This is a genomic window from Pseudomonas sp. (assembly GCF_037994325.1).
Classification (GTDB): domain Bacteria; phylum Pseudomonadota; class Gammaproteobacteria; order Pseudomonadales; family Pseudomonadaceae; genus Aquipseudomonas.
The window spans coordinates 1-15,399 of sequence record NZ_JBBNAH010000378.1; the positions used below are offsets into that span (position 1 = coordinate 1).

The following is a 15,399-nucleotide window of genomic DNA, read 5'->3' on the forward strand; positions in this document are numbered from 1 at the left end:
TTTGCGCAGACGACAATTCATGCGCCGCACACCCCGCAGCGTTAGCGCTCAACCACCGGCCGGTGCATATGAAAACGCTGGCTTTCTTCGATGGCGAAGTAATCGGTCGGGCCGCCGCCGCGCATGATCGGCTGGGCCAGTACGGTGTTGTAGACGCCGTCTTCCAGCACTGCTGTGTCGATATGCACGGCCACCACTTCGCCCAGCACCAGCCAGGTATCAATAAGCCCGCCATCGGCGTTTTGCAGTTGCACGATATCGCTGAGCCGGCATTCGAACGACACCGGGCTTTCCAGCACCCGTGGCGGTTTGATCAGGCGCGAGGGCGCTGTCGCCAACCCGGCCAATTGGAATTCATCCACGTCGGGCGCCACCAAGGCCGAGCTGGTGTTCATTTGCTCGGCCAGCGGCCGGCTGGCCAGGTTCCAGACGAACTCTTTGGTAGCGGCGATATTACGCACGCTGTCTTTCCAGCCAATGCTGGAGAAACCAATGATCGGTGGGGTGTAGTTAAAGCAGTTAAAGAAGCTGTACGGCGCCAGGTTGAGTGTGCCGTCGGCGCTTTGCGAGGAAATCCAGCCGATGGGGCGCGGCGCCACAATCGAATTTAAGGGATCGTGTTTTAGGCCGTGGCCAAGCTTGGGTTCGTAATAATGGAATTCGCGCATTAGGGGCACCCCTGGGTATTTGTTTGACCGCCGTAGGCTGTGCTGCGCGCACCGGGCGATTTTTGTGTTCGCCTTGGTGCGCGCAGCACACCCTACGCAGCGTTAACCGCTGACTACGCGATAGCAGGGCACATACGCCGCGCCACCGGGCAGTTTCATCCGATGCTGTTCGACGAACGCTTGCAGCAGTAGGTCGAGCGGCGCCATCACTTGCGGGTCGCCATGGATTTCATACGGGCCGAATTCTTCGATCAGGCGAATACCGGGGGCTTTGACGTTGCCGGCGACAATGCCGGAAAACGCGCGGCGCAGGTTGGCGGCCAGTTCGTGGGGAGGAATCTCGCGGCTGAGTTTGAGCGCGGCCATATTGGCGTGGGTTGGGTCGAAGGGGCGTTGGAAACCTTCGTCGATTTTCAGCAGCCAGTTGAAGTGGAAAGCGTCGTTGCGCTCGCGGCGGAACTGTTTCACTTGCTTCAAACCCTGGGTCATCTGCCGCGCCACTTCGGCAGGGTCGTCGATCACAATTTGGTACAGCGCTTGCGCTGCCTCGCCCAAGGTCGCGCCAATAAAGGCGTGCAGTTGCTCGAAGTAAGCCTTGCTGCTGCGCGGGCCGGTGAGAATGACCGGGAAGGGCAGCTCGCGGTTGTCCGGGTGCATCAGAATGCCCAGCAGGTAAAGGAACTCTTCGGCCGTACCGGCGCCACCGGGGAAAATGATGATGCCGTGGCCGACGCGCACAAAGGCTTCCAAGCGTTTTTCGATATCCGGGAGGATCACCAGCTCGTTAACGATGGGGTTTGGCGCCTCGGCGGCAATAATGCCGGGCTCGGTCAAACCCAAGTAACGGCTGCCGGTGATGCGCTGCTTGGCGTGGCTGATGGTGGCGCCTTTCATCGGGCCCTTCATCACACCAGGGCCGCAGCCGGTGCATACATCGAGGCTACGCAGGCCCAGCTCGTGGCCGACCTTTTTGGTGTACTTGTATTCCTCGGTACTGATCGAGTGGCCGCCCCAGCAGACGACGATTTTCGGCTCGACACCGGGGCGCAGGGTGCGGGCGTTGCGCAGCAGGTGGAAGACGTAATCGGTGATGCCTTGCGAGGTGTCAAGGTCAATGCGCTGGCTGTCCAGCTCGTTCTCGGTATAGACGATATCGCGCAGGGCGCTGAACAGCATTTCGCGGGTGCTGGCGATCATTTCGCCATCCACAAAGGCATCGGCCGGTGCGTTCAACAGCTCCAGGCGCACGCCACGGTCTTGCTGGTGAATACGCACTTCGAAGTCTTTATAGGCGTCGAGAATGGTTTTGGCGTTATCGATCTGCGCGCCGGTATTCAGAATTGCCAGGGCGCACTGGCGGAAAAGGGCGTAGATGCTGCCGGAACCGGCTTCGCTGAGTTGCTGCACTTCGCGTTGGGACAATGTCTCCAGGCTACCTTTGGGGCTGACGGAGGCGTTGATTACTTGTCTGTGGCGCATTCTGAGTTCCATGAATGGGGGTGCGGGTAGTGTGCCGTGTGCGGGAGCTTATGCGTAGGTTGGGTAAAGCGAAGCCCAGCACGGGGCGGGCCAACGATACGTCATTGTGAGACCGCGTTGGGCTTCGCTTTGCTCAACCCAACCTACGGAAGTGCTGTAGCCCGGGGGTGGAAGGGGTTATGCCAGCCAATCAGAGCCAAATCAACGGCCCCTCACCCCAACCCTCTCCCGCAAGCGGGAGAGGGGGCCTGACGGTGTAGGAGCGACGAACTCGGTCATTCCCCCACCCAGGCGCCTGACGGTGTAGGCGCGATGAACTCGGTTCATTCCCCTCGCCCGCCTGCGGGAGAGGGGCTAGGGGTGAGGGCAGCGGTCTTATGCCGGTAGGTACATGCCAAAGGTATTTACCCCATCGCGGCTATCTACAAACACTTCACCGCCATGCATCAAAGCTATCGCCTTAACAATGGCCAACCCCAGCCCATGATTGGCGCCGCTGTTGCTGCGCGCGGCATCTACGCGGTAGAAACGTTCGAATAGCCGTGGCAGGTGTTCGCCAACAATCACCTCACCCGGATTAGCCACGCCAATACTCACGCGCTGTTCCTGGCGGTTGATATGCACGTTGATGGTCTGCCCAGGCGCGGTGTGTTGCACGGCGTTGTTGAGCAGGTTGATCAGTGCGCGGCGAAAATGCGCGCGTTCGATCAACACTTGGGCGTCACCATGCACTTGCACCTGAACGCCGGCGTCTTCGAGGATAAAGTCCAGATAGTCGACTGCCGTGGCCACTTCGTCGGCCAGCGAGGTGGCGGTCAGTTGGGTGGCTTTGTCGCCCTGGTCGGCGCGGGCGAGGAAGAGCATGTCGTTGATGATCGAGCGCAGGCGTTCCAGTTCTTCGAGGTTGGATTGCAGCACTTCGAAGTAATGTTCGGCGGAACGGCCACGGGTTAGCGCCACTTGGGTCTGGCCAATCAGGTTGGTCAGCGGTGAGCGCAGTTCGTGGGCGACGTCGGCGTTAAACGATTCCAAGCGGGTGTAGGCCTGCTCTACACGGCCGAGGGTGGTGTTAAACGCGCTGGCGAACTGCTGCAGTTCGGGCGGCAACGCCGACAGTTGCAAGCGCCCGGATAAACGCGGTGGCGTGAGTTTTTCCGCTTCTGCCGACAGCTTGATTAATGGCCGCAGGCCAATACGTGCCACCCAATACCCCAAGGCCGAGGCCAGTAGCACGCCGACAACCGCCAGGCTAAGCAGGGCTATCAGCAGGTGGTGCTGGGTTTGCCAGAACGTTTCGGTGTCGATGGCAATCAGAAAACGCAGCGGCGGCCGTCCGTCTTTGGCTTGAAACTGGCTGACCAGCACCTTCTGCGGGTAGGTGCGGTCGCTGATTTGCAGCTCGCGAATGCCCAGCGGGCCGTTGGCAAATTCGCGGATGGCGGCGTCGGGGTTGCCAAATTCAAAGTGCGGATCACCGCTGACCACCCAGAAGCGAATGCGCTTGTCTTCTTCGCTAAGCAGCTTGAGTTTGTTGGTGATCTTGACCCAGTGCTCGTCGGTGCCAAAGCGGTCAATGGCGGACTCCAGCACGCTATAGCGCGCATCCAGTTCGGCTTCGGGGAGCATGTTCATGCCCTTGTCCACTTGCTGGTAAAGGGCGCCGCCAATCAGCAGAAATACCAGCAGCGCCACTAGGGTAAATAGCGCGCTCATGCGTAAGGCGATGGATTTGCTTAACCCGGCATGTTCACTCGCCATGGCGGCTCTCCAGCACATAGCCCATGCCGCGAATGGTGTGCAGCAGTTTGTTGGCGAACGGCCCGTCGAGCTTGGCGCGCAGGCGTTTGATCGCCACTTCCACGACATTGGCGTCGCTGTCGAAATTCACGTCCCAGACCATTTCCGCCAGCGCCGTTTTCGAGAGGATTTCGCCTTGGTGCCTGGCCAGGGCGCTAAGCAGCGAGAACTCCTTGGCGGTGAGGTCCAGGCGCTGGCTGGCGCGGGTGGCTTTGCGGCTGATGAGGTCGACGGCCAGGTCGGCAATGCTGATTTGTACCGGCTCCTGGCTGGCACCGCTGCGGCGAGTTAAGGCTTGCAGGCGGGCGACCAGTTCGAGAAAGGAAAACGGTTTGCCCAGGTAGTCATCGGCACCTTCGCGCAGGCCACGGATGCGGTCTTCGACCCGCTCGCGGGCGGTAAGCATGATCACCGGGGTTTGTTTGCGCGCCCGCAGCGCCCGCAGTACGCCAAAACCGTCGAGGCCGGGCAGCATGACGTCGAGCACAATCACTGCGTAATCGTTTTCCAGCGCCAGGTGCAGGCCTTCAATGCCATCCGGGGCGACGTCCACGGCATACCCCTGCTCGGTAAGGCCTCGGTGCAGGTAGTCGGCGGTTTTTTCTTCGTCTTCGACAATCAGAATGCGCATGGCAGATCTCAGTGTTCAGGTGCTGCGAGCAGCGCCGGCTCGCGCCGGTGGAACAGTCGCTCAAGGGCCAAGTATATGACCGGGGTGGTAAACAGCGTCAGCGCCTGGCTCACCAACAATCCACCCACCACAGCGATGCCCAACGGTTGGCGCAACTCGGCGCCGGTGCCAAAGCCAAACATCAGCGGCAGGGCGCCAAGCAGGGCGGCGAGGGTGGTCATGATAATTGGCCGGAAGCGCGTCAGGCAGGCTTGGTAAATCGCTTCTTGTGGCGTTAGCCCGTGTTCACGCTGGGCATGCAGGGCAAAGTCGATCATCAGGATGCCGTTCTTTTTCACAATGCCGATCAGCAGCACCAAGCCAATCAAGGCCATGATGGAAAAATCCTGGCCGCACAGCCAGAGCATCACCAGCGCACCCAGGCCCGCTGAGGGCAGGGTGGAAATAATGGTCAGCGGGTGCACAAAGCTTTCATAGAGCACGCCCAGAATGATGTACACCGCCACCAGAGCGGCGAGGATCAGCCACGGCTGGCTGGCCAGCGAACTCTGGAACGCTTGCGCTGCACCTTGGAAGTTGCCGGCGATTTCTGCCGGCATGCCGATTTCCAGCTTGGCCTGATTCAGTTCACGCACGGCATCGCCCAGGGCCACGCCAGGGGCGAGGTTGAACGACAGGTTGGCGGCCGGGAACATGCCGTCATGGGCAATCGACAACGGCCCGCTGGTGGGTGCGTCCACTTTGGCCAGCGCCGATAACGGCACCATTTCATTGCTTAGCGGTGAGCGCAGGTAGAAGAAGTTCAGGCTCTCGGCTTTGCCGCGCTGCTGCTCGTTCAGTTCGAGAATCACCTTGTACTGGTTGGTATCGGTTTGAAATTCACTGATCTGCCGTTGGCCAAAAGCGTCGTACAGCGCTTGGTCGACATCGCTGGTGGTCAGGCCGAAACGCGCGGCGGCGCTGCGGTCGATGCTGATATGGGTGATGCTGCCGCCCAGTTGCAGGTCGTTGGAGATATCGCGAAATATCGGGTTGCTGCGCAGCTTGTCCGTCAGGCGTTGGGTCCACAGGTTGAGGCTGGGGCCGTCGTTGCTTTTCAGCGTGTATTGGTACTGGCTGCGGCTGGGGCCGGCGCTGAGGTTGATGTCCTGGCCAGCGCGCAGATAGAGGACGATGCCGGGCACGGTCATCAGCTGCGGGCGAATGCGGTCGATAAATTCGCTGGCCGATACGTCACGCTCGCCGCGTGGTTTCAGGGTGATCCAGAAGCGGCCGTTGGCGATGGTCTGGTTGTTGCCACTGACGCCCACCGAATGGGAAAACACGCTAACGGCCGGGTCGGCGGCAACGATTTTGGCTAGCTCTTGGTGCTTGGCGAGCATATCCGGGTAGGAGATATCCGCCGCTGCCTCGGTGGTGCCGAGTACAAAGCCGGTGTCCTGCACCGGGAAGAAACCCTTGGGGATAAACACATAGCCAACCACCGCCAGCGCCAAGGTGACGCTAAACAACCCGAGCATCAGCCGCTGATGGTTGAGCGCGCGGCGCAGGCCATGGTCGTAGCGGCTGAGCAGCCAATCGCCAAAGCCTTTGCGCGGCTCGCCGTTATGCTGCGGGGCGCGCATAAATAACGCCGCCAACGTTGGCGCCAGGGTCAGCGAGACCACCACAGAAATCAGAATGGTCGAGGTCGCCGTCAAGGCGAATTCCTTAAACAAGCGGCCGACCACGCCGCCCATAAACAGCAGCGGAATAAACGCGGCAATCAGCGAGAAGCTGATGGAAATAACGGTAAAGCCAATTTCGCTGGAACCCTTGATCGCTGCCTCGCGCATGCCATCGCCGGCCTCCAGATGGCGGTGAATGTTTTCCACCACCACAATGGCGTCATCCACCACAAAGCCGACGGAAATAACGATGGCCACCAGGGTCAGGTTATTCAGGCTAAAGCCCATCACATACATCAGCGCAAAGCTGGCAATCAGCGATACGCCAAGCACGCTGGAAACGATAAGAGTGGCCGAGAGCTGACGCAGAAACAGCGCCATCACCGCCACCACCAACAGCACGGCAATCAGTAGGGTGATTTCCACTTCATGCAGCGAGGCGCGAATGGTTTGCGTGCGGTCGTTAAGCACCGACACCTGCACCGAGGCCGACAGCATGGCTTGCAAGCGCGGTAGTTCGGCCTGAATGCGGTCGACGGTGTCGACGATATTGGCTCCAGGCTGGCGGAAGATCACCAGGTTGAGCCCCGGCTGGTCGTTAAACCAGGCCTGCACATAGGCGTTTTCCGAGCCTTCAATTACCCGCGCCACATCGTGCAGCTGCACCGGCGCACCGTCTTTGTAAGAGACGATCAACTGGCCGTAATCCTCGGCATGAAACAGCTGGTCGTTGGTCGACAGGGTGGAAATGCTCGACTCGCCATATAGCGCGCCCTTGGCCAGGTTAAGGCTGGTTTGCTGCAAGGCGGTGCGCAGGTCGGCGAGGGTTAAACCAAGGGCGGCAAGCTTGTCTGGCGAGGCCTGTACGCGAATCGCGGGGCGCTGCTGGCCGCTGATATTGATCAGGCCGACGCCATCAATCTGACTCAGCTGACGGGCCAGAATGGTTTCCGCCTGGTCGCTGAGTTCAGTGCCGGGCATTTGCGATGAACTAACGGCGAGGATCAGCACCGGGCTGTCCGCTGGGTTGACCTTGCGCCAGGTTGGCAGGCTGGGCATATCCTGCGGCAGCTTGCCGGCCGCGGTGTTGATTGCTGCCTGCACTTCCTGAGCGGCGCTGTCGATGCTTTTGTCCAGGGTGAATTGCAAGATCAGGTTGGTTGAGCCCAGGGCGCTGGTGGAGGTCATCTGGGTCATGCCGGGAATGGCGCTGAACTGCACCTCCAGCGGCGTGGCCACCGAGGAGGCCATGGTGTCCGGGCTGGCACCGGGCAACAGGGCGTTGACTTGGATGGTGGGGAATTCAGCCTCCGGCAACGGCGCCAGGGGTAAGCGTGGAAAGGCGATCAGGCCGAGGAGTACCAGGGCAAAGGTGAGTAGCAGGGTGGCGACGGGGTGGTCCACACACCACGCCGATACCGAGCCACGGCCTTTGGCGGCAACGTCTTTTAGCTGCGCGCCTGTCATGGCTGCACCTGGGCGGTGGCGGCGGCCGGTTCATCGCTGAGCACTTCAATTTTTGCGCCCGGTTTCAGGCGCGATTGGCCATCGCGAACCAACACCGTACCGGCCTGAATATCCGCCGGCTGTACGCCTTGAATAATGGTCAGCTCGCTGTCCTGATGCAGCACTTTGACCGGCACGCTATCGACCTTGTCGCCGTTTACCCGGTACACGAAATACTGCTCCAGCCCGCGCTGTACCACCTGCGGAGGCACCACCAACGCGCCCTGATCGACCGCGGTTTGTACTTTTACCGTCACCAATTGGCCGGGCCACAGGGTTTGCGCGCCATTGGTGAACTCGGCCTTGGCCCGCAGGGTGCCGGTGGTGGCGCTGACTTGGTTGTCGATCAGGCGTAACTGGCCCTGGGCGAGCAGGGTGCCGGTTTGTTCGTGGTCGCTGAGGTAGGCGTTGACCCGTGCCGGGCTCGGCGCGTTAAGCAATTGCTGCAAGGTCGGCAGCTGGTTCTGCGGCAGGGAAAACTCGACGGCGATGGGGTCCATCTGCGTCACGCTAAACAGGCCTTGGGCATCGCTGACGCGCAGAAAGTTACCGGCATCGACGTTGCGAATGCCCACGCGGCCGGCTACCGGCGAGCGAATTTGCGTATAGGACAACTGCACTTGCGCGGCGGCAATCGAGGCTTGGTTGCCCAGTACAGTGGCTTTTAATTGGTCGGTGAGGGCTTGTTGCTGGTCGAGGGTTTGCTTGGACACGCCGTCGTCCACGCTAAGCAGCTTGTAGCGCTTCAGGTCGACCTCGGCTACATGCAGCTGCGCCTGGGCTTGGCCCAGCTGCGCTTTGGCCTGATCGAGGCTGGCGCGAATGGCACGGTCATCAATCTTCGCCATCAAGTCGCCGGCCTTGACCCATTGGCCTTCTTTCACCAGCAACTCAGTCAACACACCATCAATTTGCGGGCGCACCACCACGCTGTGCAGCGACAACACCGTGCCGATGCCACTGATAAAGCGCGGTACATCCTGTTGTTTAACCGGCACCACATGCACGGGAATGCCCAGCGGGCCGGCTGTTTTTTTGCTTTCGGCCTTCGGCCACAACCGGTTGGCCGCCACGGCCACCACCAGCACAACAACAGCAGAAACCACGAGTTTGGTGCGAGTGCGCATGCAGATGACGCCAGTACAGGAAATAGGTAACAGGTAGCGTGCCCTTATACCTGTTCAAGGCGGTCATCAGGGTGACGGCTAAATGACCGGAATGTCAGTTTCGTTTTTGGGCAACAGCCAGCGTCGCAACGGCGAACGCGCTCCGTTGGGTGTGCCGGTCCGCGTACGGTGTGCGCATCAAGCGATTCCCCGGTGAACGCCAGGGTGCGCACAACAAACCCTACGCGGTAGTTTTTAATGCCCGGTCAACTCGTTAAGCAGCTCGTCTTTTAAGCGCTGCAACACCGGCGATGCACGGTCCCGTGGATGGGGAAGATCCACTTGGATTTCATGTTTGATCCGCCCTGGGTACGAGTCCAAAACGATGACCCGGTCCCCCAGGTACAGCGCTTCTTCTACGTCATGGGTGACCATAATCATGGTGCTGCGCTGTTGCACCCAGATGCGTTGCAACTCGCGTTGCAGGTGCACACGGGTTAGCGCGTCCAGCGCCCCGAGCGGTTCATCCAGCAGCAGGATTTTTGGTTTGGTAATCAGCGCCCGGGCAATGGCAGCGCGCTGGGCCATGCCGCCGGAGAGCTGGTGCGGATAGGCCTGCTCAAAGCCGGTCAGGCCAACCAAGGCAATATGTTCAGCCACCAGGCGCTGCTTTTCGGCCTTGGCAAGCGGCTGGTTTTTCAGCGCCAGGGTGATGTTCTTTTCCACTGTCATCCACGGGAACAGGCGGTGGTCTTGGAAGACGATGCCGCGTTCCAGGCTGGTGGCGGTTATGCGTTGGCCGTCGAGCAGAATCTCGCCGCTGTAGTCGTCATCCAGGCCAACGATCAGGCGCAGCAGGGTGGATTTCCCGCAGCCGCTGGCGCCGATAATGCTGACAAATTCGCCAGGGTTTACGTTGAGGTTGATGTTCTGCAGCACCTGCAACGGTTGGCCTTCAATGCGGTATTGCTTGGACAAACCCTGAATCTGCAGGGCACCTGGAGGCGCCACAGCGCTTGCGGCCTGCGGCGCCAGGGGAGCTTGTTTGAGTTGTGCGTTCACAGGGTTCACCTATCCACGAATATTGCGCCAGCGCAGCACATAGCGGCTCAGGCGGGAAAAAAGCAGGTTCATGACGTAGCCGCATAGGCCGATGCACAGCACGCTGACCACAATGATCTCCATACGCGCGCCGGCTTCGGCATTCATCATCAAGTTGCCCAAGCCGGCCCCGGATGACAGGAACAACTCGCTGCCTACCGCCGTGACCCAGGCAAACGCCAGGGCATGCAGTACGCCGTTGGCGATGCTGGGCACGGCGGCTGGCAGCAGCACATGGAAGAATTGCTGGAAACGGCTGAGCTCCAACACGCGGCCGACCTCGCGGTAGCGTTTGTCCACGCCGCTAAAACCTTCGTAGGTGTTCAGCACCATGGGGTAAAAGGCGGCGAGGGTGACAATCAACACCTTGGACACTTCGCCATTGCCAAACCACATGGCAATCAGCGGAATCCAGCCGAGCATCGGCACCTGACGGATCGAATGGAACAGCGGCCCGACCAAACGATCCGCCACCTTTGACAGCGCCATCAGCACGCCAACGGTTACGCCAAATAAAATGCCCAAGGCCAGGCCGCTGCTGGTCCGTGCCAGGCTGGCAAGCAGGTTGGTCAGCAGCTCACCGTTGCCCACCAGCTCAACAAAGGCATTGCCAATGCTGCTGACCGGCACCACGGCATAAGCCCAGGAGGCGCCTTGGCGCGACAGGGCGTCCCAGAGCACCACCAGCAGTATCGGCAGCACCAGGCCGCGCAGGGGTTTAAGGCGGTTCAATAGATTCATCGCCATCTCCTAACGGGCTTGCCAGCGGAACAAACGGCGTTCCAACAGGCGAAAGCCAAAGTCCAGACCGAAGCCGATCACGCCGGTCACCACTACGCCCACCATCACAATGTCGATACGCAGCATCTGCCGGCCCATCTCAATCATTTGCCCCAGGCCGCTGTCGGCCGCCAGCAGTTCAGCGGCCACCAGCACCACCCAGGCACGGGTCAGGCTGATGCGCAGGCCGGTGATAATTGGCGGTGCGGCGGCGGGGAAAGCGATGTCTTTCACCAGCGTGGGCCAGGGCAGGCGATAGACGTTGGCCACTTCGAAATAGCTGCGGGGAATCGCTTTCACCCCTTCGCTGGCGGCCAGGGCCACCGGGAAAAACGCGGCTTTGGCGACGATAACGATTTTGAAGGTTTCCTCGATGCCAAAGAACAGCACAAACATCGGGATCAAGGCGATGCTGGGGATCTGTCGAATGGCATGGAACAGCGGCCCGCAATACACCTGCACGGTTTTCGACAAAGCCATCAGCACGCCAAAGGCCAGGCCGCTCAGTGAGCCAAGCACAAAGCCTAAGCCCAGGCGGCTGAGGCTGTTGGCCAGGTGCTCCTGCAACTCGCCACTGGCCAACAGCTCCCTAAAGGCTTGCAGCACCTCCAGTGGCGGAATCAGCAGGGTCTTGGGGAACAGGCCGGCGCTGGTGGCCCAACTCCATAGTGCCAACAGTGCCAGGGGCGAAATCAGCCAGGTGAGTTTCACCGGCAGCCGCTTCCACGATAAAGCGCTTACTAAAGCGGTCATGTCATACCTCACTCAACAAAACAGGCGCTGCTTGCCGGCGTACAGCACGCATGCGGCAGACCACGGCCATCACCAGCACCACGGGAATCCAGCAGAGAAAAAGATTGGCCAGGCCGACGTAATGACTCAGCACGCCGCCAACGATGGCGCCGCTAAAACTGCCGAGCATGCTGGCCAGGTTGAACAGCCCGGAGATCTTGCTTTTGTCCATGCTGTGCTCACTCATCTGGGTCATGTTCACCAGATGAATCAGGGCAGTGCCGGTGCTTAGCAGCACGCCGCCGAGGGCCAGCAGCCAATAGCTGTGGGCAAAACCAAGCAGCAGCAAGGCACAGAGGGCGGCGCTGAGACTGGCGATATAAGCAAAGGGCCGGCCGCTGCGTTGCAACACATAGCCGAGGGTGAAAAGGGCGGTGACCGAGGCCAGACCCTGAACCATCACCAGGCTTACCGCTTGGGTTTGGTTGAGCGCCGCTACATCCATGGCCAGCAAAATAATAAAGGTGCCAAACAGTGACGCCGTGGCACTGCCGACCAACTCAATCAGGCAGCTTTCGGCGATCTCGACGTTGGCGATCATGGCTTTGATATCGGCCAACATGCCCGTGGCCTGCGCTTGGCCAACGTCTGCTACCGGCGCGGTTGGCGCATCGCTCCAAAAGCCCAGGCTATAAGCGGCCATGGCGCCAAAGGCCAAGCCGATCACCACAAAGGCAACGGTAAAACTGCTGCTGGAACTCAGCCAGTTACCCAGCAGCGGGCCGATCAAGCCCATGCCCACCGTAAGGGCGCCGCGATACCAGCCGGCCTTGCTGCTGCCGATATGCCGCAGCTGCTGCAAAAAGGCGCTGTTCATCGACACGATACGAAACGGAATGCACAGGCCGATCAGCAGCCGCGCCACCGCCAGCCACAACCAATGGCCAAACAACGGAATGGCCAGGTTAAGCAGCATTGGCCCGACGCTGGCCAGGAAATACACCCGCCGTGCGCCATAACGGGCAATCACAAACCCGGCCGGCAGGGTGAGCACAATCATGCCCAGGGACTCCATCGCCGAGATAATGCCCACCTGCATGGAGTTGGCGCCCAGGTGCAGCGCGTACAACGTGGTAACGATCTTGGCCATGCCGATGGTGGCGCCGCTAAAGGCTGCCAGCAGCATAAAGTTGAGCAGAAACGAGGTACGCGAGCTGGTCACAAATCAGGCCTTGTAAAAGCGCCAATGGCTGCAACGCGTGCGGCGAGCAAATTGAGCGGGGTGGACATGCATATTCCTTGGGTTGCTGCTTAATAACCAAGGCCAGAGCAAGAGCTGGGCCAAGGGCTGAAGGCCAGGCAATACGTGGGTTGTAGGCCGGTGTGTTGATGGCGGAACAGGGGTGTTGCTGCTGGGGTGTTGCTGGAGCAGCAGGCCTTCTGCATCAAGCGCCTTGGTGCGCACAGCACACCCTACGCAAGGGTGTGCTGTGCGCGTTTAGAGGGTTAACGAAAAAACGGAGCGATCACTCGCTCCGTTTTTTTGTTGCCCAAGCCGCTATCAGAAACGTGAGGTAACGCTTACGCCAACAGTGCGTGGGTCGCCGTAGGTGATGACGTATTGGCCGCTGCCAACCGCACCATTGGGGCGGCCGTGTACTTGGTAGCGGCGGTCGGTGAGGTTGTTGACGAAGCCAGTGACGCTGAGTTTTTCGTCGTGGTTAAACCAGCTCAGGCGTGCATTGGCCAGGGTGTAGTGGTCTTGGCTGAGGGTGTCTTCGTCTTGGCGGTCGGCGAGGAAGTATTCCTTGCCGCGGTAGCTGGCGTCGGCGCCCGCCACCAGTTTGCCGGCACCACCCAGGGGAATGGTGTAGTCAGCGCCGAGGGAAATCACTTGCTCTGGCGAGCGCACGAAGCGGTTGCCGCTGTAGTCGCCCGTCACGACGCCAGTGGTGGGGTTTACGTTTTTAAAGTCGGTGTATTCGGTATCCAGGTGCGACAGCGCCGCCCGCAGGTGCAGGTAGTCGGTGGCTTGGGCTTCGAATTCCAGTTCCGCACCTTTCACTTTGCCTTGCGCGCCGTTGGTGAGCGCGGTGGTGAGGATGCCGCTGTTGACGGTCAGCAGGTTGACCTGGATGTCGGTGTAGTCGTAGTAGAAGGCGGTGGCGTTGGCGATGATGCGTCCGCCCAGCCACTCCGATTTCAACCCCAGTTCATAGGAATCGAGTTCTTCCGGGTCCACCGTGGTCAAGCCCGACAAACCGCCCGATAAGCCCGTGTTAAAACCACCGGAACGGAAGCCGTGGGCATAGCGGAAAAACACTCGCAGGTTGTCGTTGATGCGGTATTCCGGGGTCAGGTCGTACGTCCAGGCTTCCCAGTCTTTGCTTTCTTCGACGTTGCCGTTGTTATCGGCACCCAGCACTGGCACCCGCACGCCGGACACACTGCGCAACTGGGTGAGGTTCAGGTCGATCTCTTTCTTCTCCGTAGTCCAGCGCAGGCCACCGGTAACGGTGAAGTCGTCAGTGAAGTCGTAGGTCAGGTTGGTGAACAGCGCGTAACTGTTGTTTTTGTGGTCGTAGTTCAGGTCGCGGTACACGGTGCCGGTCTGGTTACTGGTGCCGTTGGCGGTCAGGCCCGGCACTACGTTGCGCACGGCGGAACTGTCCAGCTCCTCGTGGAAGGCATGGGCCCCCACCAGCCAGCGCAAGGCTTCGGTTTGCGGTGAGGCAAAACGCAGCTCCTGGCTGTATTGCTTGTATTCGTTGTCGGTGTCGGTGCGCCCGGACACCTCATAGGGGTTGTAGTCGGCGTCGATCAGCGACTGGTTGCGAATGTAGTCATAGGCGGTGATCGAGGTGAGCGTGTAGCCACCCAGATCCCAATTCAGGGTCAACGACGTACCGTCGTGGTCGAGCTTATAGTCTTCGTTGACGTTCAGCTCGATCTTGCGGCCATCGGGGCGTTGGTAGTTGGCTGGCGGGTAGTAGGTGCCCACCGGCAATGAACCGCTGCTGCCGTCGCCCTTGAACTGGCGGCCGTGCACCTTCCACAAGGCTTCGAAGTTGTCGCCGAACTGACCGAGCAACTGGGCGCGGAAGGCTTTTTTGTTGACGTCGCCATAGCTCTGGTCGGCCGTCTCGTTGCGGGTAAAGCCGTCGCGCTCTTCCGAGTAAATCGACACACGGCCCGCCAGCTTGTCATCAACCAAGGCGCCGCCAATGGCGCCGTTGACGATACGTTCGCTCTTGGTGCCGACACCAATGGTGCCGTAGCCGTCGGTGTCGAAGGTGGGCTTTTTCGAGATCACATTGACGGCACCAGCGGTGGTGTTTTTGCCGTACAGCGTGCCTTGCGGGCCGCGCAGAATTTCAATGCGTTCGAGGTCGAACAACGGCCCACCGCCAGCCACCGGCGCATTCAAATACACGTCGTCGGCGTAGATGCCCACTGGATACACCGTGGCTGCACCGGTATCGCCAGTGCCCAGGCCACGGATATACCAACGCGGGCGGCCGTCACCATCAGGGTTTTTCGCCGCAGCATTAGGTACAAACGTGGTGATATCGCCCATCGAACGCACACCGTCGGCGGTGATGCTTGTGCCATTAATCGCCGATACCGCCACCGGCACTTCCTGCAAGGTTTCTTCTTTACGCTGGGCGGTTACGGTGACGGCTTTGAGCGTTGGCGTGCTGTCGCTTTCGGCTGTGGTTTTAGCATCGCTGGCGGGTTGTTCCGCGGCCAACAATTGGCTGCTGGCAGTGGCACTGCTTAGTACAAATGCCAGCCAGATACCTTTAGTAATGGGGTTGATCTTTTGCATATTCCCTCCCGGACAACAGTAATAAACGCGGTACTCGGCGAATGGTGTTTCGCTCTTGAGTGGTGCTGATTAATTGCATTGCTGAAGGGGAGATAGCAGGGAG

At 60.1% G+C, this 15,399-nt stretch carries 11 protein-coding genes; all 11 read right to left on the reverse strand.

Annotated elements, in window-relative coordinates; translation table 11 throughout:
* Window positions 1-41: 41 nt before the first annotated feature.
* Window positions 42-668, reverse strand: a complete 627-nt coding sequence (locus AAAB16_RS12785) for a flavin reductase family protein (protein WP_340663663.1) — start codon at window positions 666-668, stop codon at window positions 42-44.
* 102 nt (window positions 669-770) lie between these two features.
* On the reverse strand, window positions 771-2,147 hold the full coding sequence (gene ppnN, locus AAAB16_RS12790) for a nucleotide 5'-monophosphate nucleosidase PpnN (protein WP_340663664.1): 1,377 nt from the start codon (window positions 2,145-2,147) through the stop codon (window positions 771-773).
* Window positions 2,148-2,522: 375 nt separating this feature from the next.
* Window positions 2,523-3,905: a heavy metal sensor histidine kinase gene (locus tag AAAB16_RS12795; protein ID WP_340663665.1), complete on the reverse strand. Its 1,383-nt coding sequence runs from the start codon at window positions 3,903-3,905 to the stop codon at window positions 2,523-2,525.
* Complete coding sequence (locus tag AAAB16_RS12800; RefSeq protein ID WP_340663666.1) at window positions 3,895-4,575, reverse strand: heavy metal response regulator transcription factor; 681 nt, start codon at window positions 4,573-4,575, stop codon at window positions 3,895-3,897. The genes AAAB16_RS12795 and AAAB16_RS12800 overlap by 11 nt, the downstream gene beginning before the upstream one ends.
* A gap of 8 nt (window positions 4,576-4,583) precedes the next feature.
* Window positions 4,584-7,709, reverse strand: coding sequence for a multidrug efflux RND transporter permease subunit (locus AAAB16_RS12805; protein WP_340663667.1), 3,126 nt, complete (start codon window positions 7,707-7,709; stop codon window positions 4,584-4,586).
* Window positions 7,706-8,875, reverse strand: coding sequence for an efflux RND transporter periplasmic adaptor subunit (locus AAAB16_RS12810; protein ID WP_340663668.1), 1,170 nt, complete (start codon window positions 8,873-8,875; stop codon window positions 7,706-7,708). The genes AAAB16_RS12805 and AAAB16_RS12810 overlap by 4 nt, the downstream gene beginning before the upstream one ends.
* A 234-nt stretch (window positions 8,876-9,109) precedes the next feature.
* Complete coding sequence (locus AAAB16_RS12815) at window positions 9,110-9,889, reverse strand: ABC transporter ATP-binding protein (RefSeq protein ID WP_340663673.1); 780 nt, start codon at window positions 9,887-9,889, stop codon at window positions 9,110-9,112.
* 36 nt (window positions 9,890-9,925) lie between these two features.
* A complete protein-coding gene (locus AAAB16_RS12820; protein WP_340663669.1) occupies window positions 9,926-10,696 on the reverse strand; it encodes an ABC transporter permease in 771 nt (256 codons plus the stop codon).
* A 9-nt stretch (window positions 10,697-10,705) separates the two neighbouring features.
* The gene (locus AAAB16_RS12825; protein ID WP_340663670.1) at window positions 10,706-11,488 is read right to left on the reverse strand and encodes an ABC transporter permease; all 783 of its coding nucleotides are present in this window, start codon (window positions 11,486-11,488) and stop codon (window positions 10,706-10,708) included.
* A 1-nt stretch (window position 11,489) separates the two neighbouring features.
* Window positions 11,490-12,689 (reverse strand): MFS transporter, encoded by a 1,200-nt coding sequence (locus AAAB16_RS12830; protein ID WP_340663671.1) that lies wholly within the window; start codon window positions 12,687-12,689, stop codon window positions 11,490-11,492.
* Between the two features lie 339 nt (window positions 12,690-13,028).
* A complete protein-coding gene (locus AAAB16_RS12835) occupies window positions 13,029-15,296 on the reverse strand; it encodes a TonB-dependent receptor (RefSeq protein WP_340663672.1) in 2,268 nt (755 codons plus the stop codon).
* Window positions 15,297-15,399: the final 103 nt, after the last annotated feature.

Bases quoted from the DNA above. Each gene is read 5' to 3' on its own strand.
- AAAB16_RS12785 (WP_340663663.1), bottom strand. From the start codon at position 668: ATGCGCGAATTCCATTATTACGAACCCAAGCTTGGCCACGGCCTAAAA.
- ppnN (WP_340663664.1), bottom strand. From the start codon at position 2,147: ATGCGCCACAGACAAGTAATCAACGCCTCCGTCAGCCCCAAAGGTAGC.
- AAAB16_RS12795 (WP_340663665.1), bottom strand. From the start codon at position 3,905: ATGGCGAGTGAACATGCCGGGTTAAGCAAATCCATCGCCTTACGCATG.
- AAAB16_RS12800 (WP_340663666.1), bottom strand. From the start codon at position 4,575: ATGCGCATTCTGATTGTCGAAGACGAAGAAAAAACCGCCGACTACCTG.
- AAAB16_RS12805 (WP_340663667.1), bottom strand. From the start codon at position 7,709: ATGACAGGCGCGCAGCTAAAAGACGTTGCCGCCAAAGGCCGTGGCTCG.
- AAAB16_RS12810 (WP_340663668.1), bottom strand. From the start codon at position 8,875: ATGCGCACTCGCACCAAACTCGTGGTTTCTGCTGTTGTTGTGCTGGTG.
- AAAB16_RS12820 (WP_340663669.1), bottom strand. From the start codon at position 10,696: ATGAATCTATTGAACCGCCTTAAACCCCTGCGCGGCCTGGTGCTGCCG.
- AAAB16_RS12825 (WP_340663670.1), bottom strand. From the start codon at position 11,488: ATGACCGCTTTAGTAAGCGCTTTATCGTGGAAGCGGCTGCCGGTGAAA.
- AAAB16_RS12835 (WP_340663672.1), bottom strand. From the start codon at position 15,296: ATGCAAAAGATCAACCCCATTACTAAAGGTATCTGGCTGGCATTTGTA.